Annotated in this window: 24 protein-coding genes; 15 read left to right on the top strand and 9 right to left on the bottom strand. The window is 75.9% G+C overall.

The features are described from left to right. Positions 1-43: 43 nt before the first annotated feature. Complete coding sequence (locus tag GYH36_RS20465; protein WP_376739815.1) at positions 44-196, top strand: putative leader peptide; 153 nt, start codon at positions 44-46, stop codon at positions 194-196. A 404-nt stretch (positions 197-600) separates the two neighbouring features. Further along, the gene (locus GYH36_RS08710) at positions 601-1,950 is read left to right on the top strand and encodes a dicarboxylate/amino acid:cation symporter (RefSeq protein WP_376739816.1); all 1,350 of its coding nucleotides are present in this window, start codon (positions 601-603) and stop codon (positions 1,948-1,950) included. Positions 1,951-2,030: 80 nt separating this feature from the next. On the opposite strand, the gene GYH36_RS08705 is transcribed toward GYH36_RS08710, so the two are convergent. After that, positions 2,031-2,342, bottom strand: coding sequence for an SHOCT domain-containing protein (locus tag GYH36_RS08705; RefSeq protein ID WP_115941661.1), 312 nt, complete (start codon positions 2,340-2,342; stop codon positions 2,031-2,033). A gap of 92 nt (positions 2,343-2,434) precedes the next feature. Beyond that, positions 2,435-2,941, bottom strand: a complete 507-nt coding sequence (locus GYH36_RS08700; RefSeq protein ID WP_162289649.1) for a winged helix-turn-helix transcriptional regulator — start codon at positions 2,939-2,941, stop codon at positions 2,435-2,437. A gap of 94 nt (positions 2,942-3,035) precedes the next feature. Between GYH36_RS08700 and GYH36_RS08695 the strand changes: the two genes are divergently transcribed. Both GYH36_RS08695 and GYH36_RS08690 read left to right on the top strand, forming a co-directional pair. Continuing rightward, positions 3,036-4,046 carry an SDR family NAD(P)-dependent oxidoreductase gene (locus GYH36_RS08695; RefSeq protein ID WP_162289648.1) on the top strand — a complete coding sequence of 337 codons (1,011 nt, stop codon included), beginning with the start codon at positions 3,036-3,038 and terminating at the stop codon, positions 4,044-4,046. Between the two features lie 19 nt (positions 4,047-4,065). Continuing rightward, on the top strand, positions 4,066-4,809 hold the full coding sequence (locus GYH36_RS08690) for an alpha/beta fold hydrolase (protein ID WP_162289647.1): 744 nt from the start codon (positions 4,066-4,068) through the stop codon (positions 4,807-4,809). 19 nt (positions 4,810-4,828) lie between these two features. Here the strand turns inward: GYH36_RS08690 and GYH36_RS08685 are convergent, their stop codons facing one another. Beyond that, positions 4,829-5,494 carry a response regulator gene (locus GYH36_RS08685; RefSeq protein ID WP_024839955.1) on the bottom strand — a complete coding sequence of 222 codons (666 nt, stop codon included), beginning with the start codon at positions 5,492-5,494 and terminating at the stop codon, positions 4,829-4,831. Beyond that, positions 5,491-6,729 carry a sensor histidine kinase gene (locus GYH36_RS08680; RefSeq protein ID WP_162289646.1) on the bottom strand — a complete coding sequence of 413 codons (1,239 nt, stop codon included), beginning with the start codon at positions 6,727-6,729 and terminating at the stop codon, positions 5,491-5,493. Before GYH36_RS08680 ends, GYH36_RS08685 begins: the two co-directional genes overlap by 4 nt. A 139-nt stretch (positions 6,730-6,868) precedes the next feature. Here GYH36_RS08680 and GYH36_RS08675 point away from each other — a divergent pair, with 139 nt between their 5' ends. Both GYH36_RS08675 and GYH36_RS08670 read left to right on the top strand, forming a co-directional pair. After that, complete coding sequence (locus tag GYH36_RS08675; protein WP_115941664.1) at positions 6,869-7,459, top strand: carboxymuconolactone decarboxylase family protein; 591 nt, start codon at positions 6,869-6,871, stop codon at positions 7,457-7,459. Beyond that, positions 7,456-8,328, top strand: coding sequence for an RNA polymerase sigma-70 factor (locus GYH36_RS08670; RefSeq protein WP_024839952.1), 873 nt, complete (start codon positions 7,456-7,458; stop codon positions 8,326-8,328). Before GYH36_RS08675 ends, GYH36_RS08670 begins: the two co-directional genes overlap by 4 nt. Positions 8,329-8,346: 18 nt before the next feature. On the opposite strand, the gene GYH36_RS08665 is transcribed toward GYH36_RS08670, so the two are convergent. The 3 genes from GYH36_RS08665 to GYH36_RS08655 all read right to left on the bottom strand — a co-directional run bounded on the left by GYH36_RS08665 (position 8,347) and on the right by GYH36_RS08655 (position 10,465). Then, positions 8,347-8,829: an SRPBCC family protein gene (locus GYH36_RS08665; RefSeq protein ID WP_155098783.1), complete on the bottom strand. Its 483-nt coding sequence runs from the start codon at positions 8,827-8,829 to the stop codon at positions 8,347-8,349. A 110-nt stretch (positions 8,830-8,939) separates the two neighbouring features. Further along, a complete protein-coding gene (locus GYH36_RS08660) occupies positions 8,940-9,401 on the bottom strand; it encodes a hypothetical protein (protein ID WP_162289645.1) in 462 nt (153 codons plus the stop codon). Between the two features lie 134 nt (positions 9,402-9,535). Next, the gene (locus tag GYH36_RS08655; protein WP_115941666.1) at positions 9,536-10,465 is read right to left on the bottom strand and encodes a quinone oxidoreductase family protein; all 930 of its coding nucleotides are present in this window, start codon (positions 10,463-10,465) and stop codon (positions 9,536-9,538) included. Between the two features lie 189 nt (positions 10,466-10,654). Here GYH36_RS08655 and GYH36_RS08650 point away from each other — a divergent pair, with 189 nt between their 5' ends. Continuing rightward, positions 10,655-11,062 carry a TraR/DksA family transcriptional regulator gene (locus GYH36_RS08650; protein WP_081772243.1) on the top strand — a complete coding sequence of 136 codons (408 nt, stop codon included), beginning with the start codon at positions 10,655-10,657 and terminating at the stop codon, positions 11,060-11,062. Positions 11,063-11,079: 17 nt separating this feature from the next. On the opposite strand, the gene GYH36_RS08645 is transcribed toward GYH36_RS08650, so the two are convergent. Together GYH36_RS08645 and GYH36_RS08640 are read right to left on the bottom strand one after the other, a co-directional pair. Continuing rightward, a complete protein-coding gene (locus GYH36_RS08645; protein ID WP_115941667.1) occupies positions 11,080-11,496 on the bottom strand; it encodes a hypothetical protein in 417 nt (138 codons plus the stop codon). A gap of 68 nt (positions 11,497-11,564) precedes the next feature. Beyond that, positions 11,565-12,839, bottom strand: coding sequence for an amidohydrolase (locus GYH36_RS08640; RefSeq protein WP_162289644.1), 1,275 nt, complete (start codon positions 12,837-12,839; stop codon positions 11,565-11,567). A 583-nt stretch (positions 12,840-13,422) separates the two neighbouring features. Between GYH36_RS08640 and GYH36_RS08635 the strand changes: the two genes are divergently transcribed. The 8 genes from GYH36_RS08635 (at position 13,423) to GYH36_RS08600 (ending at position 19,850) form a co-directional block, all read left to right on the top strand. Further along, entirely contained in the window at positions 13,423-13,626 is a 204-nt protein-coding gene (locus tag GYH36_RS08635; RefSeq protein WP_024839945.1) for a cold-shock protein, read from the top strand. Positions 13,627-13,805: 179 nt separating this feature from the next. Beyond that, positions 13,806-14,495, top strand: coding sequence for a Pr6Pr family membrane protein (locus GYH36_RS08630; protein WP_024839944.1), 690 nt, complete (start codon positions 13,806-13,808; stop codon positions 14,493-14,495). A 10-nt stretch (positions 14,496-14,505) separates the two neighbouring features. After that, the gene (locus GYH36_RS08625; RefSeq protein ID WP_162289643.1) at positions 14,506-15,201 is read left to right on the top strand and encodes a hypothetical protein; all 696 of its coding nucleotides are present in this window, start codon (positions 14,506-14,508) and stop codon (positions 15,199-15,201) included. 88 nt (positions 15,202-15,289) lie between these two features. Continuing rightward, entirely contained in the window at positions 15,290-15,985 is a 696-nt protein-coding gene (locus tag GYH36_RS08620; protein ID WP_024839942.1) for a copper resistance CopC family protein, read from the top strand. 88 nt (positions 15,986-16,073) lie between these two features. Beyond that, positions 16,074-16,610, top strand: coding sequence for a hypothetical protein (locus GYH36_RS08615; RefSeq protein WP_162289642.1), 537 nt, complete (start codon positions 16,074-16,076; stop codon positions 16,608-16,610). A gap of 160 nt (positions 16,611-16,770) precedes the next feature. Beyond that, a complete protein-coding gene (locus GYH36_RS08610; RefSeq protein WP_115941672.1) occupies positions 16,771-17,517 on the top strand; it encodes a YcnI family copper-binding membrane protein in 747 nt (248 codons plus the stop codon). Between the two features lie 3 nt (positions 17,518-17,520). After that, on the top strand, positions 17,521-19,224 hold the full coding sequence (locus GYH36_RS08605; RefSeq protein ID WP_162289641.1) for a copper resistance CopC/CopD family protein: 1,704 nt from the start codon (positions 17,521-17,523) through the stop codon (positions 19,222-19,224). Continuing rightward, the gene (locus GYH36_RS08600) at positions 19,221-19,850 is read left to right on the top strand and encodes a DUF1775 domain-containing protein (RefSeq protein WP_115941674.1); all 630 of its coding nucleotides are present in this window, start codon (positions 19,221-19,223) and stop codon (positions 19,848-19,850) included. The genes GYH36_RS08605 and GYH36_RS08600 overlap by 4 nt, the downstream gene beginning before the upstream one ends. The last annotated feature ends 136 nt before the right edge of the window (positions 19,851-19,986 follow it).

The raw sequence follows: 19,986 nt of genomic DNA, 5'->3' as shown, positions 1-19,986 counted from the left end.
CGGGGAATAGGCGGCGGGGACGGCAGGTTGTGCATCAGCGGGTATGATCGGTTGCCGCGGGCGTCCGTCTGCCCGCGTCCAGCGAGAACCCACCGTTCCGGGAGAAGCCTTCGTGCTCGTCAGCGTGCCTGCCTGGCAGCTCACCCAGCGCCGCGACGTCGACCTCCGTCGAGTCGCCAGCGCGCTGTGTCGCTGACCCCACGTCGCCGCTGACGCCCTCCCGCCTCCGCACCCCGTCACCGTTCCCCGGGTCGCTCGCCGACCCGAGCCGCTGACGCGCGTGGCGCACCCGCACCGACACGACCGCAGCTCACCCGTGTGACCTGACGGCCGGCCCGGGTGCGCGCCACCGCCGGGCACACCTCGCGACGACGTCCCGAGCCCCTCTCCCGAGAGCGGGCGCTCGTGCGCCCGCGTCACCCCGAAAGGTCCCCCGTGTCCTCGACCCCCTCGTCGGCCCCCTCGTCGGCCGACCAGCAGCAGGTGAGCCAGGCCCCGGCCGCGGCGCCCGCGAAGAAGAAGCGCCGGTTCCCGTCGTTCAGCGTCCAGATCCTGCTCGGCCTCGCGGTCGGCGTCGCCCTCGGCGCCGTCGCGCTCGCGATGGGCCCGCAGGACGCGGACGGCGAGGTCCCGAACGGCCTGACGACGACCCTCGACACGATCGGCTCGTCGTTCGTCACGCTGCTCAAGGCCGTCGTGCCGCCGCTGATCTTCACCGCGATCGTCGCGTCGATCGCGAACCTGCGGACCGTCACCAACGCCGCGCGCCTCGCCGGCCAGACGCTCCTGTGGTTCGCCATCACCGCCGCGATCTCCGTGGCTGTCGGCATCGGGCTGGGCCTGCTCTTCCAGCCGGGCAACCGCGCGTCCGTCTCGCTCGACGCCGCGTCCGAGCCGGGCCGCACCGGCACGTGGCTCGACTTCCTCAACGGCCTCATCCCGGGCAACGTGCTGGGTCTCGGCGCGAGCACGCAGGTCGAGGTGACCGACGGCGGCGCGTCCGCGAGCACGTCGGTGAGCTTCAACGTGCTGCAGATCCTCGTCGTCGCGCTCGTCATCGGCATCGCGGCCCTGAAGTCGGGCAAGAAGGCCGACCCGTTCCTCGCCTTCAACCGCTCCGCGCTCGCGATCGTGCAGAAGGTGCTGTGGTGGATCATCCGCCTCGCGCCGATCGGCACCGCCGGCCTCATCGGCTACGCCATCGCGGCGTACGGGTGGACGTCGCTCGCGTCGCTCGCGTGGTTCGCCGTCGCGATCTACGTCGGCCTCGCGGTCGTGCTGTTCGTCGTCTACCCGGTCCTGCTGCGCACCAACGGCCTGAAGATCTCGAGCTACTTCAAGGGCGCCTGGCCCGCGATCCAGCTCGCGTTCGTCTCGCGCTCCTCGATCGGCACGCTGCCCGTGACGCAGCGCGTCACCGAGCGCAACCTCGGCGTCCCGAGCGAGTACGCGTCGTTCGCCGTGCCGCTGGCCGCGACCACCAAGATGGACGGCTGCGCCTCGATCTACCCGGCCATCTCGGCGATCTTCGTCGCGCAGATCTTCGGCATCGACCTGTCGGTCACCGACTACCTGCTCATCGCGTTCGTGTCCGTCGTCGGCTCCGCCGCGACCGCGGGCCTCACCGGCGCGATCGTCATGCTGACCCTCACGCTCTCGACCGTGGGCCTGCCGCTCGCGGGCGTCGGCCTGCTGCTGGCGATCGACCCGATCCTCGACATGGGCCGCACCGCGGTGAACGTCGCGGGCCAGGCGCTCGTCCCGACGATCGTCGCCAAGCGCGAGGGCATCCTCGACGTCGAGCAGTACGAGGCCGCCAGCGCGGAGGACCTCTTCGTGGACGAGGACGACGACGCGTCGTCCGAGGAGACCACCGGGGCCACGGCGACGGACGAGACCGCCGGTGCGACGCCGTCGGGCACCAAGGAGCCCGTGGGCGCCACCGCCTGACGCCGACCCGGCGATCGCCGTCGAGAACGACGTTGCTGCCGTCGTCCCCCGGGATGACGGCAGCAACGTCGTTCTCGGCGTCAGGGCTGGGTGCGCCCCTCGCGGAGCACGGCGAGGCGCGAGCGGTACTCCTGCTCGTCGATCTCGCCGCGCGCGTAGCGCTCGCCGAGGACCGCGACGGGGTCGGGGCCGGCGGTGCGCCACGCGCCGGGTCCGCCCGGGCCCCAGCCGCGGCGCGCGCGGCGGGCGACGAGGACGATCACGGACGCGAAGAGCAGGAACCACAGCAGGGGGAAGACGAACCACCACGGCCCGGGCCCCCAGCCGGCGTGCGCCACGTGCGCGACGGCCTCCGTGGGGACCACGGCGGCTCCGGTGAGTGCGGTGAGCATGACGACCTCCGGTGTCGGTGCGCCCCGCCGCGGGCGGGGACGGCCGCGATCCGGCCGCACCTCCAGGCTTCCCGGCGCGCGGCGTCGCGTCGTCAACCCGGCGTGCCGTCCCGCCTCGTCCCGGGGTGCCGGTCCGCGACGGCGGGCCGCGGGACGGCGTGCGCCGTCCGGCGCTCGTGCTCGGCATCGCGCGACGGCACGGCCTGCGGCTCCCGGGCGGCCGCGATCTGCGGCCCGTGCTCGACGGCCCAGTCCGCGAGCGCGGAGAGCGGGACGAGCAGGGAGCGTCCCAGCGGGGTGAGGTCGTACTCCACGCTCGGCGGGTTGGTCGGGAAGACCTCCCGACGGACGAGGCCGTCCTCCTCGAGCGTGCGCAGCGTCCGGGTGAGCATGCGCTGGCTGATCGCCTCGATTCCCCGGTGGAGCTCGTTGAACCGGTGCGCGCGCCGACCGAGCAGCACCATGACGAGGACCGACCACTTGTCGCCCACGCGGCGCAGCACGTCGGTCACCGCACAGCTCTCGTGCTCGTGCGCCGGGACGGGGCTGGGCAGCCGTGCTCGGACGACGGAGGGAACACCGGTGTTCGTTGCCGACATCAAACTGCCTTCTTCCGGTCGGGTGGGTCGCTGCTGACGATGGAGTGCGCACCGAGCGTCGCTCCCAGCATGCCCGCCACGTCCGAGGAGGACCATGTCCGAGAACCACCCCCGCCCGAGCACCGGGAAGCCCAAGGTCGTCGTCGTCAGCGGCGGCACCGACGGGATGGGCCGCGCGGTGGCGCTCGCCCGAGCACGGCTGGGCGACGAGGTCGTCGTCCTCGGCAGCAACCCCGAGAAGGGGCAGCGGCTGGTGGCCGAGGCCGAGCAGGCCGGCGCTCGGGGACGGGTGCACGTCGTCCGGGCGGACCTGTCCAGCATCGCGGAGAACCGCCGGGTGATCCGCGAGATCGCCGCCAGGCACGAGCGCGTCGACGCCCTGTGCCTCTTCGCCAACCGGCAGTCCCCGCAGCGCGTCGTGACGCCGGAAGGGCTGGAGCGCACGTTCGCGCTGTACTACGTCAGCCGCTACGTGCTCGGTCACGGCCTGGCGCCGCTCCTCGCCCGGAGCGCGTCGCCCGTGATCGTGAACGTCGCGGGAGTCGGGACGACGGCGGGCGGGATCCGGTGGGACGACCTCCGGCTGGAGCGCTCGTACAGCACCGTCGCCGCGCAGCTGCAGGCGGGGCGGGCCAACGACCTGCTCGGCGTCGCCTTCGCCGCCCGGCCCGACAACCCCGTCCGCTACGTGCTCTACCACCCCGGGTTCACGCGGAGCGGCGACCTCACGCCCCTGCCGTGGGCCGCCCGGGTCGCCCTCCGGACCGCGGCCGCGCTCGCCGCACGACCCGTCGCGGACGCCGTCGCGCCGGTCCTCGAGCTGGTCGACGACCCGCCGACCGCTGCGCTCACCGCGATCGACCGGGGCAGGCGGCTCCCGCTGACGCTGAGGACGCTCGACCCCGCGGACGCCGATCGGCTGGCCGCCGTGACACGAGCGCTGGTCGCGGCGGCGGAGGGGTCCGGTCACGAGGCAGACTCTCCCGGGGACGGGTCCGGCGCCGCGGACACGGCCCCCGACGTCCCGGACACCACGGCGCCTGCGCGGTGGCTCGGCGGCCAGCTCGGCGAGATCACCGCGCCCGGCTCGACGCCCGCTTCCTGACGCCCGAAGGAGATCGCCCGTGCACGTCACCGCCTCCGGTGAGCGAGACGCCCGCCCGCTGCTGTTCCTGCACGGCGGCGGGGTGGCCGGATGGATGTGGGGACCCACGACGGAACGCCTCCCGGACGACGTCCGGCTGCTGGTGCCCGACCTCCCCGGTCACGGGCGCAGCTCCGGCGAGGACTACGTCTCGCACTCCCGGACGGTCGACGACCTGGCCGGGATCGTCGAGGCCGCCACGGACCGACCCGTCACCGTGGTGGGGTTCTCGCTCGGGGCGCAGCTCGCGGTGCTGCTCGGCTCACGCCGCCCGGACCTCGTGGAGAAGGTCGTGGCCGTCAGCGCGCAGGCGGTGCCGACGAGGGCTCCCGGAGCGACCCTGGGCCTCCTCCGGCTGGCGGCGCCCCTGGCCAGGTACGAGTGGTTCGCCCGGGCGCAGGCCCGCGAGCTGCGGATCCCGCCCTCCCTCCAGGACGACTACCTGCGCACCTCCCGGGCCGTCTCGGTGCGGACGCTGTCGACCGCGGTGGGGGAGAACATCCGCTTCACCCCGCCGGACGGGTGGGCGCGGTTCCCCGGCGACGCGCTCGTGCTGGTGGGCGGGCGCGAGCGCCGCGTCATGCGGGACTCCGCCCGCACCCTCGCCGCCCTGCTCCCGGGCACCGGTCTGGAGGTCGTCGACGGGTGCGGCCACACCATCCCGCTCGAACGACCCGACTGGTTCGCGCGACGGCTGTGGGACTGGGTGACGCGGGCGCGGTGACCGGTCTCGTGCGGGCGGGTCACCCGGCCCAGCCCGGCCGCACGAGGCCGGACTCGTAGGCCGCGACGACGAGCTGGGCGCGGTCGCGCGCGCCGACCTTCGCCATGACGCGCGACACGTGCGTCTTCACGGTCGACTCGGACAGGTAGAGCGTCCCGGCGATCTCCTCGTTCGACAGCCCGCCCGCGACCTCGACGAGCACCTCGCGCTCGCGCGGCGTGAGGTCGCCGACGCCCGGAACGGGCCCGACGGTGCGCGTCGCGTCCGCGACCCGGGACAGCAGGCGCCGGGTCACCGTGGGCGACAGCAGCGCGTCGCCGCGGGCCGCGACGCGCACCGCGCGCACGAGGTCGACGGGCTCGGTGTCCTTGACGAGGAACCCGCTCGCGCCGCCGCGGATCGCGTCCGTCACGTACTCGTCGAGCTCGAACGTCGTGACGACCACGACGTGCACGTGCGACGCCGCGCGGTCGGCGACGATGCGCCGGGTCGCCTCCAGCCCGTCGAGCCCGGGCATGCGGATGTCCATGAGCACCACGTCGGGCAGGTGCTCGAGCGCGAGGCGGACGGCGTCGTCGCCGGTCGCGGCCTCGGCGACGACGCGCATGTCGTCCTCGGAGTCGATGAGCGCACGGAACCCGCCGCGCACGAGCGCCTGGTCGTCGGCCAGCACGACGTCGATCATGGTGCCTCCTCGGCCCGGTGCGGCGCCTCCTCGGGCCGTCCGGTCGTGCCCGGCGCGGGCGTCGTGCCCGGCCAGGGAAAGACTGCCCGCACCCGGAAGCCGCGTCCAGACCCTGCCGCGTCCGGCACGGGCCCGGCGTCGAGCGTGCCGCGCACGCTCTCGACCCGTTCGCGCATGCCGCGCAGCCCGTACCCCGGCTCGGCGCCGGACGACGCGGCGGCGCCGTCGTCCGTCACGGTCACCGTCACGGCGCCCTCCGGGCCGGGCCGCGCCCGCACCCGGACCTCCGCGCGCGTCGCGTCGAGCGCATGGCGCCGCACGTTCGTCAGCGACTCCTGCACGACGCGGTAGACGACGCCCGCGAGCCGGTCGGGCAGGTCGGCTGCGGCGTCGTCCACGTCGAGCACGACCGCGACGCCGCCCGCCTCCGCCTGCTGCACGAGCCGCGGCAGGGCCGCGAGGTCCCACGTCGGGGCGAGCGGGGCGCCGTCCCCGCCGTCGCCCCGCACCACGCCGAGCACCGCGCGCACCTCGTCGAGCGCCTCGGCGCTCGTCGTGCGGATCGCCGAGAGCGCGCTGCGCGCCTGGTCGGGGTCGCGGTCCAGCAGGTGCAGCCCGACGCCGGCCTGCACGGTGATCGCCGAAAGCGAGTGCGCGAGCACGTCGTGGACCTCGCGCGCGATCCGCAGCCGCTCGTCCGCGACGGCGGTGCGCTCCCGCTCGGCGCGCGCGACCCGGTCGGCCTCGCGCGCCGCCGCGATGCGGGCCGCCCGGTCGCGGACCGCCCCGGCGACGAGGAGCACGACGACGGTCCACGCCGTCCCGCCGAGCAGCGTCGCGCGCGGTGGCGAGTCCGGGCGCAGGGCCGCCGCCGCGACGACGGCGCCCGCGAGCAGCACGGCGCCGCCCCATGCCACGCGCCGCGCGCGCTCCGCCGGTCCGGTGAGGAGCACGCCCACGAGCACGCCGACCGGCCCCGCGAGGACCGGCCCCCACGCGTACCCGGCGACGAGGAAGACCCCGGCCGCACCGACCGACACGACGACGGCGACCGCCGGACGCGGGACGAGGAGCACGAGCGCGAGCGGGGACACGAGGAGCAGACCGACCGCGGCGAGGTCGAGCGGTCGCGCCGACGGCTGCCCGTGCGTCGCGCCGACCGTCCCGACGAGCGAGACCACCGCGAGCACCACGGCGAGGAACACCCGGGGGCGGCGACGGTCGAGCGGGCCCATGCGACGCACGCTACGCCGCGGCGGGCCGGGCCGCGTCCGACCGGGGTGCCGTCCGTCGTCGTCCTCAGGTGTCACACGCGTCCGCCGGCCGGTGTCTCATGCGCGTCCACCACCCCACACGGACCCATCAGGAGGAGACATGACGACACGAGTGCCGCCCACCGAGGTCACCGGGCTGTACGGCTCCGTGGTCAAGCGTGCGACCCGCGCGATGCTCGGGCACGTACCCGACTCGATCGGCGTGCTGTGGCACCACCCCGCGGTCTTCAAGGACCTCATGGGCGTGGGGCGGAGGTCGGAGAAGTGGGACCGCCTGGACCCGGACCTCGCGACGTACGCGGTGATGGCGTCGGCCGCGACGGTCGGGTGCGAGTTCTGCCTCGACCTGCACTACTTCCGGTCGCACAACGAGGGTCTCGACGAGGTCAAGGCCCGCGAGGTCCCGCGCTGGCGCGAGTCCGCCGTGTTCACGCCCGTCGAGCGACGCGTCATGGAGTACGCGGAGGCGATGAGCCAGACCCCGCCCGCGGTCACGGACGAGCTGTCGGAGGCGCTGCTCGCGGACCTCGGTCCGGCGGGACTCGTCGAGCTCTCCGCGCGCGTCGGGCTGATGAACGCCACGGCGCGGTCCAACGTCGCTCTCGGCATCCGGTCCGAGCAGTTCGCCGCGTCCTGCGGCCTGCCGCCGCTGCCCGCCCGCTCCGCGGGCGCCGTAGGGTCGGACGCATGACGGACGACCCGTTCGTCCGCCACCGCAGCCTGCTCTTCACCGTCGCCTACGAGCTGCTCGGCTCGGCGGCCGACGCGGAGGACGTCGTGCAGGAGACGTGGCTGCGGTGGGCGGACGTCGACCACGCCGAGGTGCGCGACCCGCGCGCGTACCTCGTGCGGATCGTCACGCGGCAGTCGCTCAACCGGCTCCGGACCCTCGCGCGCCGCCGCGAGGACTACGTGGGGGAGTGGCTGCCGGAGCCCCTGCTCACGACGCCGGACGTCGCGGAGGACGTCGAGCTCGCCGAGAGCGTCTCGATGGCGATGCTCACCGTGCTCGAGACGCTCGGGCCCACGGAGCGCGCGGTGTTCGTCCTGCGCGAGGTGTTCGACGTGCCGTTCGACGAGATCGCCGAGGCCGTCGGCAAGTCGCCGGCTGCGGTGCGGCAGGTCGCGCACCGGGCGCGGGGCCACGTCGCCGCGCGCCGCCCCCGCGTCGCGGTCGACCGCACGGAGCAGCAGCGCGTCGTCGAGCGGTTCCTCGACGCGGTCCTCTCGGGCGACCTCCAGGGGCTCCTCGACGTGCTCGCACCCGACGTCGTCGCCGTCGCCGACGGCGGCGGTCTGGCCCGGGCGGCACGCAGGCCCGTCGTGGGTGCCCGGCGCGTCGCGACGGCACTCCTGGCCGGGCTGCGCACGTCCCCGGGCGCGGTCACGGTCGAGCCCGTGTGGATCAACGGCTCGCCCGGGTTGCGCCTCGCGCTCGACGGCGAGCTGGCGACCGCGGTCGCGGTGACGGTCGAGGACGGCCGGATCACGCGCCTGTTCGCGGTGGCGAACCCGCACAAGCTCGGCGGGGTCGAGGAGGCGGCCGCGCTGGCGCGGTGAGCGGCCCGGCCGTCGTGCCTAGGCGTCGCCGCGCGCCGCCGCGAGCACGACCGGGTCCGCGCAGCCGCGCGCGAACCCGGCGATGCGCCGGTCGATGTCCCGGCCGAGCACCCACGACCCGACGCGCTCGGCGACCGGGGCGAGCCAGCGGGGTCGGCAGCGGAAGCTGTACCGCCACGTCGCGCGCGTGCCGCCGCCGGACGGGTCGGGCGCGAACCGCCAGCCGCCCGCGAGGTTCTCGAAGAACCACGAGCCGCGCACCATGCGCATCCCGACGTTGGTCGGCGGGTTGTAGGAGACGTACTCGCTCACCATCGACAGGCCGCTGCGGTGCCGGGTGAACGTGCGCACGCCCTTCGCGGGCGCGGTCGCGCCGTCCAGGAAGCGCTGGTGCCGCACGAACGGGTCCCAGCGCAGCCGGACGTCACCGGTCGTCTGCGAGACCGCGAACGCGGTCGCGGGGTCGACGGGGACCACGAGCGAGGACTCGACGACGGGCATGGTCGGATGCTCCCACGCGCCGCCTCGCCCCGCGCGCACGAGACCTCCGGGAACGCGCGAGCGGCCCGTCCCTCGACGAGGGACGGGCCGCCCGGACCGCGGCGCGGGGCTCAGGACGCGAACGCGTACCCGGCCTCCTCGCACTGCGCGCGGAAGGCGTCGAGGGACTCCTGGAGACCGGCGGTGGAGATGGTCTCACCCTGGACGGCGGCCTCGAACGGCGCCTTGATGCCGTTGAGGTTCTCCTGGAGCTCGGGGTCCGCGAAGTTCTGGACGGCGACGAGGCGCTCGCGCGTCGTGTAGATCGCGGCGGCGGCCTCCTCGTCCTCGGGGGTCTGGAGGAGCGGCGTCGTCTCGGCGACGAGGCGCTCGGTGGAGTACTCGCCGCTGTAGAACGTGTTGCACGTGGTCGTCACGGCGACGACGGTGGGCGTCACCTCGGGGGCCGCCTCGGTCGTGGTCGTGGTCTCGGGGGTCGCCGCGTCGTCGCTCGCCGGGTCGGTCGGCGAGGCGCAGGACGCCAGCAGGAGGGCACAGGAGAGCGCCGCGGTAGCGGCAAGAAACTTACGCATGCTAACGATTGCACACCGTCCCGCACGGGCGGCGCAAGAAAATAGGGCGGGGCACGGTGCCCGACCCGCGAGAACTCGCCGATCACCCAGAGGCCTTGTGCTCAGCGTCACAACGTCCGGGAACCGCCGCGGGCTCAGGGGACGTCGAGCACGACCTTGCCCCGGACGTGGCCCTCGGCGACGCGGCGCAGCGCGCTCGCGGCCTCCGCGAGCGGGTACCGGGCCGAGATCTCGGCGCGCAGGCGCCCGTCCTCCGCGAGCGCGAGCACCTCGTCCAGCGCGCCCTTCGCGTCCACCTTGTCCACGATCCCCGCGGCGCGCGACTCCTGCGACCCGACGATCGTCACCGCGCTCGGCGGGTCGTCGGGGGAGGCGGGCGCGAGGGCCTCGCCGAGCAGCGCGACCGTCGCGGCGACCGTCTCGGGCGTGCCCACGAGGTCGACGACGACGCTCACCTCGTCGAGGCCGTCCGGCAGCGCGCGCACGGCCTCCACGAGCCCGGGTCCGTAGGCGACGGGCGTGGCGCCGAGCCCGCGCAGGTAGTCGTGGTTCGCGGGCGACGCGGTGCCCACGACACGCGCGCCGAGCGCGGTCGCGATCTGCACCGCCGCCGAGCCGACCCCGCCGGCCGCGCCGTGCAGCAGCACGACGTCGCCCTCGCCGACGTCGGCCTGGACGAGCGCGGAGAACGCCGTCGCCGCCGCCACGGGCAGCACGGCCGCCTGCTCCGGCGGGACGGACGCCGGCGTGCGCCGCACGTGGTCGGCGCGCACGAGGGAGAGCTCGCGCTGCGCCCCCGTCCCGTGCCAGACGACCTCGTCGCCGGGGGCGAGGTCGGGGACGTCGGGTCCTACGGCGTCGACCACGCCCGCGGCCTCGAACCCCAGCACGCCGGGCACACGGCCCCCGAACGCCCCGGCGAGCCTCTTGACGTCCGCCGGGTTGACCCCGACGACGCGGTTGGCGACGCGCACCTGCCCGGGACCGGGCTCGGCCACCGTCTCGTCCTGGACCCGGAGGGACTCCGGGCCGCCGAAGGCCTCGAAGACCACGACCGTGCTCATGCAGACCCCCTGTGGTCTCGCCGTGGGACGTCGGTCGCGCGCCGCGGGGGCGAGACCGGGCGGCGGGCCCGGGGCGGCCGGGCGGGTTCCACTCTTCCATCCGGCGCCCGTCGCTGTCATGCTCCGGGCACGGGCAGGAGTCCCCACGCGGGGCGGTTTCACCCTGTCCACGACGTCGGGGGGAGCGGCATGACGGCAGGTCCGGACGACGCAGCAGGAGCCGGTGACGCGACAGGTCGCGGCGCCGCGGGTCGCGACGCGGCCGTGCGCGAGCGCCTGCTCGCGGTGCGCGCGGAGGCGACGGGACGGCTGCGCGCGCTGCGCGCCGAGGTCGAGGGGATCGTCGAGGCCTCGCGCGACTCCAACGCGGACGACGAGCACGACCCCGACGGCGCGACCATCGCGTTCGAGCGCGCCCAGGTCGACGCGCTCGCGCGCGACGCCGCGGCACGGGTCGAGGAGGTCGACGCCGCGCTCGCGCGTCTCGACGCCGGCACCTACGGCGTCTGCGCGTCGTGCGGGCGACCCATCGCGGAGGGCCGGCTCGAGGCGCGCCCGACGGCGCTGACGTGCGTCGCGTGCGCCGCCGTGCGGTGACGACGACGCGCGCGACGTCAGCGGTCGGAGAGGAAGTCGCCGCCGATCCCGGCCTTGGTCTCGAGCAGGTCGCCGGTGTCGCCCACGACGACCCAGTTGGGCCCTGCGAGCGCGGCCTGCTCTTCCTCGGAGGGCTCGACGGGCAGGAGGCGGAGGAACTCGGCCTCCTCCACCCCGCCGGCGAACACCGCGAGGAGCGTCGTGTCGTCGCACGTGCCGAGCTCGACGTCGGGCGTCCCCGAGTCCTCGGGCACGAAGGACAGGCAGGCCAGGCCCGCGGTCGTGGCGGCCTCGTGGAGCGCGTCGAGCGAGTCGTACTCGACGTCCTTCTCCCCGGGGCCGGGTCCGGAGCACGCGGCGACGGTGCCGACGACGGCGAGGAGGGCGACGGCCGGGCCGGTCACGGCGCGGCGGGTCGAGGGTCCGGTGCGCATGACTCGATGGTCCGCCGCCGTCCCGGATCGCGCCACGCGAGCCGGGACGACGACGGCCGCGCGGTGGGTCAGTCGCGGAAGCGCTCGCCCCGCTCGACGACGCGGCCGGCGCCGCGGCCGCCGTCCGCCGCCGGGTCCCACGTGTAGACCTCGGTGCCCGTGACGAGCACGTGCTCGGCGCGGGCGTTGACGTCGAGGGGGTCGCCCGACCAGACGACGACGTCGCCGTCCAGGCCCGGCGCGAGCGCGCCGACGCGGTCGTCGAGGCCGAGGAACGCGGCCGGGTTGACCGTGAGCGCGCGCAGCGCGGTGTCGCGGTCGAGGCCCTCCTTCACCGCGAGCGACGCCTGGTGCACGAGGAAGTTGATCGGCACCACGGGGTGGTCGGTCGTGATCGCGACGCGCACGCCCGCGCGGGCGAGCGCCCCGAGGTTCGCGATGTCGCGGTTGCGCAGCTCGATCTTGGAGCGCGACGTGAACAGCGGGCCGAAGATCACCGGGACGTCGCGCTCGGCGAGCACGTCCGCGACGGCGGCGCCGTCCGTCCCGTGGTTGACGACCAGCTTGTAGCCGAACTCGTCCGCGAGGCGCAGCGCCGTGGCGATGTCGTCCGCGCGGTGCGTGTGCTGGTCCCAGTAGAGCTCGCCCGCGAGGACGCGCGCGAGGGTCTCCTTGGCGAGGTCGCGGTCGAACGGCTCGCCCTTGGCCTCGGCCGCGTCGCGCTTGGCGGCGTAGTTCTGCGCCTCGACGAACGCGGCGCGGATGACCTTCGCGACCCCGAGGCGCGTGGACGGCGTCTTCTTCTGGTCCCCGTAGACGCGCTTGGGGTTCTCGCCGAGCGCCGACTTCACGGAGACCGACTCGCGGATCACCTGCTCGTCGACGGTGCGGCCGCCCCACGTCTTGATCGCGACCGTCTGGCCGCCGATCGGGTTGCCGGATCCCGGCTTGACGACGGCGCTCGTCACGCCGCCGACGAGCGCGTCGCGGAAGCCCTCGTCCTCGACGTTGATCGCGTCGATCGCGCGCAGCGCCGCGCCGTTCGGGTCGGTCATCTCGTTCGTGTCGTTGCCGGCCCAGCCCTCGGCCTCCTCCATGACGCCCATGTGGGCGTGCGCCTCGACGAACCCGGGCAGCACCCAGCGGCCGCCCGCGTCGAGGGTCGGGACGCCGTCGGGCACGACGACGTCCGCGCCGACGGCCGTGATGATCCCGTCCTCGACGAGGACGGTCCCGTTCTCGATCGGGTCGGAGGCCACGGGCACGACGTAGCCGTTCACGACGGCGACGCTGCGACGGGAGGTGCGGGGGAGGGCGCGGGCGGGGTTCGGTGAGGTCGTCATAGGCCCATCATCGCCCCGGGCAAGCGTCGCCGTGCGCACCGCGTGAGGGGCGCGGCCCGCACTCGTGTACCCTGGAGGTCGCGCTCGCGTCGTAGGACCCCGTTCCACGACGCCTCTTCGGTCCTCAGCATCGGAGCACGGACCGCGCGCACCGGGCAGCAGACGCTGCCACCGACGATTCTCCGCCCCACGGTGTGGCGGAGCGAGAGCAGACAGCATCCTTTCTTCCACCCTTGTCCATCCCGGGCCGCGTGACGACCTCGGGACCGCCTCCGCGGTCACGACCGTCCCCGCACCCGACCTCGTGCTGCGCCGCGCCGACGACGACCTGTGGGTCGCGACGGCGGACGGCGAGTACGCAGGTCTGGTCACCCGGCGTCCCGACGGCTTCCAGGTCCACGACCGCTTCTCGCGCCCCGTGACCGTCGTCGCCGTCCTCGATCACGCGCGGCGCCACCTGGCCGCCCCGCCCGGCCGCCCGGCAGAACGCCGGGACGGCCCCCACACCCGTCGGCGCCCTGCGGGGCGCGGCATCCGGACCCGCGCTCGCGGGACCGTCGTTTCAACGAGAGAAGACAGCACCATGGCTACTGGCACCGTGAAGTGGTTCAACGCCGAGAAGGGCTTCGGCTTCATCGCCCCCTCGGACGGCACCGCCGACGTGTTCGCCCACTACAGCGAGATCCAGTCGAGCGGTTACCGCTCGCTCGAGGAGAACCAGAGCGTCTCGTTCGACGTCACGCAGGGCCCCAAGGGCCCGCAGGCCGCGAACATCCAGGCTCTGTGATCTCCCGCCCGCCCGGCGCGCAGCGCCGGCGCGGGTGACGGAACACCCTGGAGGGCCGCGCCTCGGCGCGGCCCTTCGGCGTCCCCGGGCCGCGCGGCGCCCGCTCGTCCTGTGGGAACCGGCTCCCACGCCCACTAGGCTCACGAGCGCACCACCGCACCGCGCGCGAAGGAGCCCGCATGCACGTCGTCGTCGGTCTGTTCCGGCTGTTCCTCGTCGTCCTCGCCCTCGTCGGGACGCGCGCCATCTGGCGTGACGGCGACATCGAGGGCCTCGTCTACTTCACCAACCAGACCGGGTTCCTCATCGCGATCGTGTTCGCGTGGGCGGGTGTCGCGTCGCTCCTGCGCCGGCGGCAGCCGCCCGGGTGGTTCAAGGGCGCCGTCACCCTGTTCGCGGCGATCACCGGGCTCGTCGCCAACCTCGTGCTCGCGCCCGAGGACCCCGACGCCCCGGCCGTCTTCCTCGGCCTCACGGACGGCCAGATCGAGCACGAGCTCCTGCCCGTCGCCGTCTTCGTCGACTTCCTGCTGCTCGACGCGCACCGCCGCCTCCGCGGACTCGACGCCGCGCGCTGGCTGCTGTACCCGCTCGCGTACTTCGCGTTCACCACGATCCGCGGGTTCGTCAGCCCCGGCAGCGCGTACCCGTACGGGTTCGTCGACCTCGACGCGCTCGGGTGGACGGGGCTGCTCGTCAACGTCGTGCTCTACGGGGCGGGCTTCTTCGTCCTCGGGCTGCTGATCGTCGGGATCGACCGGCTCCTGCCCACCGGCCCCCTGATCGGCCGGTACCCGGAGCGCTCGCCCGCCGCCCGGTCCGAGACGCCCGAGGCGGCGGGCGCAGGGGGCGCCGACGCGTCGCGCTAGGGTGGCCGACGTGCTCTCCCCGGTCGTCGGTCCGCTGCGCGTCGCCCGCGCCGCGCTCGCGGCGACCCTCGTCCTCGCGCTGAGCGCGCTCGCGCACCGCGTCGCCGGCGGCGCCCTCCCGGACCCGCTCGTCCTCGCCGCGCTCGCCGCGTTCACGCTCGCGGGCACGACGGCGGCCGCGCGCGTGCGCTTCACGCCCGCCCGGCTCGTCGCGCTCCTCGGCGGCGCCCAGCTCGCGCTGCATGAGGCGCTCGCCGTCCTCGCGCCCGGGTCGTCGTGCACGCCGTCGACGGCCACGTCGGGTCACGGCGGGCACGTCGCTGCGGTCGGCGAGGTCGTGTGCGCGGCTCCCGCCGCGGTGCCGGGCCTGGGCGCGGGGTCCGCGGTCGCGCACCCGGAGCACCTCGCGACGTCGGGCACCGCGGGCGCGTGGATGGTGGCCGCGCACGCGGTCGCGACCGTCGTCCTGGCCCTCGTGCTCGCGCACGGGGAGCGAGCGCTCGAGCGGTTCCTCGCCTGGGTGACGCCGCGCACCGCGCCCGCCCCCGTCCCGGTCCTCGCGCCGACGGGGCCGCGCCGCGCGGTCCCCGAGGACGCGCCGCGCCCGCCCGCCGCGTGGCAGCCCCGCACCGCCCCGACGCGTGGGCCGCCGTCGCCCGCCGGCCCGTCGGGAGCACTGCTGCTGCGCCCCCTCGCCGCGTCCTGACGCGGCACCCGACGAGGCCGACCCGGCGACGGCCGGGACGCTGGGCACCACCCGCGCGGCACCGCCGCGCCTCGGACGGAAGAACCTCATGACGCTCTCCCTGCGCCGACCCACGTCGGCCCTGCCCGCCCTGCTCGCCCTCGTCGCCGCGCTGGCCCTCGGACTGACCGCCGTGCTCACGACGCTCACCGCCGGCCCGGCGTCCGCCCACGACCGGCTCCTCACGTCCGACCCCGCCGACGGCGCGCAGCTCGCGACGCCCCCGACGGCGATCACCCTGACGTTCAACACCGAGCCGCTCCCCGTCGAGCCGCAGGTCGTGGTCACGGACTCCGCGGGGACGGTCGTCACGCAGGGCGCACCGGCGATCGACGGCACGACGGCGACGCTCGCGCTCGACCCGGCCGTCGCGCTCGGCGGCGACACGTACTCGGTCGCGTGGCGCGTCGTGTCGTCCGACGGCCACCCGATCGAGGGCACGTTCGCGTTCACCGTCGCGGCCCAGCCGGAGGCGCCCGCGACCGAGGAGCCCGCGACCGACGACGCGACGCCCGAGGAGACCGCGACCGCCGAGCCCTCCACGGACGCGAGCGACGCCGACGCCTCCGCCGGGTCCGACACGCCCACCGAGGACACGGCGTCCGAGGGCGACGGCTCGTCCTCGCTCGTCCCCGTGCTCGTGGGGCTCGGGGCGCTCGTCGTCGCGGCGGCCGTGGTCGTCGTGCTCGTCCTGCGCCGTCGGGGCGCCGGGACCGACGACGCGGCGCACGACCCCGAGGACTGACGGTGCCGGCGCACGCCGCCCGCCCCCGCACGGGGAGGGCGGCGCCGGACCCTGTCGCGACGCAGCGGGCTCCCGCTAGGGTGCGTCCGTGACGTCGCCCGGAGCGGGGGTGCTCCGCGGCGTGCGGGTGCTGCTGCTCGCCGCCGCGGTCGTCGGGCTGTCCGTCGTCGCGCACGGCCTGGCCGGAGGGGCGGACCCCGGAGCGGTCCCGCTGGGCGTGCTCGCCGTCCTCACCGCCGTCGCGGTGCGACCCCTCACGCGGCGCCAGGTCGGGCTGCCGCGGCTGCTGGGACTGCTCGGTGCGGGCCAGCTCGTGCTGCACGTCGTGTTCGAGCGCTGCGCCGCGCTGTCCCCGTCCGGTGCGGCCGTGCACGCGCACGCCGCGTCGCCCCTGACGATGCTCGGCGCGCACGCGGTGGCCACGCTCGCCGTCGCGGTCGTCCTGCGCTACGGCGACGCCGTCCTGTGGCGCCTGTGGACATGGCTCACCGGGTGCCGGGTCCCCGGCCGCCCGCGGAGCGTCGTCGTCCGCACGGCCGCACCGGTCGTCGGCGTGCTGCCTGCGGTGCGCGACCTGCTCGTGCGCGGCGCCGCGCCCGGGCGAGGTCCCCCGCTCGCGGCCTGACCCCTCGACGCCCTCCCGGACACCTCCGCGGCGTCCCGCTCCGGCGCGCCCGCGCGCCCGTGCCTCCTCGCCGCCGGCCGGCTCCGCCGACACCGCGGCGCGGCACGCCGTCGTGCCCGCGGCCGGAGCCCCGACCTCCTTCTCCCCGAAAGGCACCACCATGCGAAAGACCCTGCGCGCCGTCGGCGCCGCCTCCCTGACCGCCGGACTCGTCGTCGTCGGCGCGGGCGCCGCGAGCGCCCACGTGACCGTCACCCCGGACACGACCGAGGCGGGCGCCTACGCCCTGCTCACCTTCGGCGTCCCGCACGGGTGCGGCGACTCGCCGACCACCACGGTCTCGATCCAGGTCCCCGAGCAGGTCGTCACCGTGACCCCGACGGTCAACCCGGGCTGGGACGTCGAGAAGGTCATGGAGGACCTCGCCGAGCCCGTGGACGACGGGCACGGCGGCCAGTACACCGAGCGCGTCGCCGAGGTCGTCTACACGGCGAGGACCCCGCTGCCCGACGGCTACCGCGACGCCCTCGTGCTCTCGCTCAAGCTGCCCGACGCGGCGGGCGAGACCCTCGTGTTCCCGACCGTCCAGGAGTGCGCCGAGGGCGAGAGCGCCTGGGTGCAGGTCCCGGCGGACGGCGAGGACGGGCACGACCTCGAGCTCCCCGCGCCGCTGTTCACGCTGACGGCCGCCGAGGGCGACGGGCCCGACGACGCGGCCGAGCCCGTCGCGGACGGATCTGGCTCGGACGGGTCGGAGGACGCCGCCGCGGGTGCGTCGGGTGACGCCGTGTCCGCGGGCGCGGCCGCCGGCCCGGCCCCGGCGCTCACGTGGACGGCGCTCGTGCTCGCGGCGGCCGGCCTCGTGCTCGGCGCGCTCGGGTTCGTGCGCTCGCGCCCGCGGGCCTGACCCGTGGGCCGCCCCTCGGTGCTGCGCCGGGTGGTGGCCGTCGTCGTCGGTGCCGCGGCCGCGGTCCTGCTCGCGATCCTCGCGAGCGGCCCGGCCGCGGCCCACGCCGTCCTCGTGGGCACCGACCCGCAGGACGGCATCGTCCTCGACGCGCCCCCCGACGCGCTGACCATCACCTTCAACGAGCCGGTCCAGGTCGTCCCCGGCGGCACGACCGTGCTCGCGGCCGACGGCTCGCCCGTCGACGTGGACGTCGCCGCGGTGGACGACGCGCTCGTCGTCACCCCGGCCGCGACGCTCGACGACGGCACCTACGTCGTGAGCTGGCGCGTGGTGTCCCTCGACACCCACCCCGTGGCGGGCGCCTTCACGTTCTCGGTCGGCGCGCCGAGCGCGACGTCCGTCGAGGCACGTGTGGCCGAGCCGACGGCGGCGCTCGTCGCCGTGCGCGCGCTCGACCAGGCGGCGGTCTACGCCGGGACGTTCCTCGTCGCGGGGCTCGCCGCGTTCGAGCTCCTCGTGCTGCACGTCTCCCCGGGCGCGGCCCCCGTGCTGCGGCGCCGGCTGCAGCGCGTGCGGGGCGGGGCGTCCGCGGTCGCGGCGATGGGGCTCGTCCTCGCGGTCCCGCTCACCCCGGCGTGGCAGGCAGGCGCCGGACTGGGCGCGCTCGCCGACCCGGCGACGTGGGCGGCGGGGCTCGCGACCGACTCGACGCTCGCCGGCGCGCTCGGCCTCACCGGCCTCCTCGCCGCGACGCTGCTCGCCCCGCGTGCGGCGCGCGAGACCCGGGCTGCGTGGCCCGCCGGCGTCGTGCTCGGCGCGTCCGCGCTCGCGCTCGCCTCGCTCGTGCTCGTCGGGCACACGCGCACGTACGGTCCGCCGTGGCTCGTCGTCACGGCGGACGCGCTCCACGTCGTGGCCGGGGCGGTGTGGCTCGGGGGCGTGCTCGGTCTCGCGCTCGTCCTCGCGCCGTCCGCGCACGTCGACCCCCGGCGCGCGGCGATCACCGTCGCCCGGTTCTCGGCGCTCGGCGGGTGGGTCGTCCTCGCGCTGGCCGTGACCGGGACGGTCCTCGGGTGGCGCGTCCTCGGCTCGCTCGACGCGCTCGTGTCGACGGCGTACGGCCGGTCCCTGCTCGTCAAGGTCGGTCTCGCGGTGTGCCTCGTCGGCGTGGCCGCCTGGAACCGCTACCGGCTCGTGCCGGCGGTCCGGGGACGCGGACCGGCGGGCGGGCCGACCGGCGCGACCGCGCGCCGTCGTCTCGGCCGGACGGTCACTGCCGAGGCCGTGCTGCTCGCGGTCGTGCTCGCCGTCACCGGTCTCCTCGTCTCGCGCAGCCCCGTCGTCGTGACGGACGCGGACACCGGAGAGCCTGCGGCACCGGCCGTCGAGGTGGTCGACGAGCTCGGTGACGGGACGCTCCGTGCGCGGGTCACCCCCGGGCAGGTCGGCGTCAACGCGCTCGAGATCGAGCTGCTCGACGCCGACGGGCAGCCCCTCGAGCCCGTCGCCGTGCCCGAGCTGACGACGACCCTCGCCGACCCGGCGCTCGGTCCGTTCGCCCGACCGCTCACGCGGACCGGGACGGGCACCTACGAGGCGACGCTCGACCTGCCGATGGCCGGCGACTGGACCCTCCACGTGAGCGTCCGGACGTCCAAGTACGAGAACCCGATCGCCGAGATCCCCGTGGAGGTGTCCTCATGACCGGTCCCCGGCGGGCCCGCAGGGCCCGGTTCGGCACGCGCGCCACCCTCGCGGGCGTCGCCGTCGGCGCGCTCGCCGCGCTGACGGCCGTCCCCGCGGCGGCGCACGTCCTCATCGAGACGGTGGACCCCCACGGCGACGGGACGTCGACGCTCACGTTCACGTTCGACCACGGGTGCGACGGCGAGCCGACCGACGCCCTGCGGCTCACGCTGCCCGAGGGCGTCGAGGCGCTCGCCGCCGGCCAGCCCGACGGCTGGGTCTCCGACGTGTCCGACGACGCGGTGGTGTGGACGGGCGAGCCCGTGCCCGACGGCGAGCGGGCCGCCTTCACGCTCGACGTCCGGGTCACGGGCGCGGTGGGGCAGGCGTTCGTCTTCCCGGCCGTCCAGGAGTGCCCGTCGGGTGCGTCCTACGCGTGGACGGACACCGACCCGTCCGGCGCGCGTCCCGCGCCCACGTTCGTCGCGACGGCGGCGTCCCTCGCTCCCGCGGTCCCCTCGGGCCCGGCGGTCGACGGGTCGCCGACGCGGACGGGCCCGCTCCTCGCAGCGGTCGCGCTGGGTGTGGTCGCCGTCGGGGGTGCCGGCGGGTGGGCGGCGCAGCGGCACGCACGGCGGACGTAGCGACCGACGCGGACGAGCGCGACGGCGAGGGCCATCGTAGTGTGATCCACATCACGCTATGTGAGCGTCCCGAACAGGCGCGCGGCGCCTCTTGCTCTGGTGGGGGACGTCGCCGCGACGGGTCACGCGGCGACAC

Source organism: Cellulosimicrobium composti (assembly GCF_010287905.1).
In the GTDB taxonomy this organism is placed as follows: Bacteria; Actinomycetota; Actinomycetes; order Actinomycetales; family Cellulomonadaceae; genus Cellulosimicrobium; species Cellulosimicrobium composti.
Note: the sequence above shows the minus strand (reverse complement) of the source record. Positions and strands in the feature narration are given on the sequence as shown.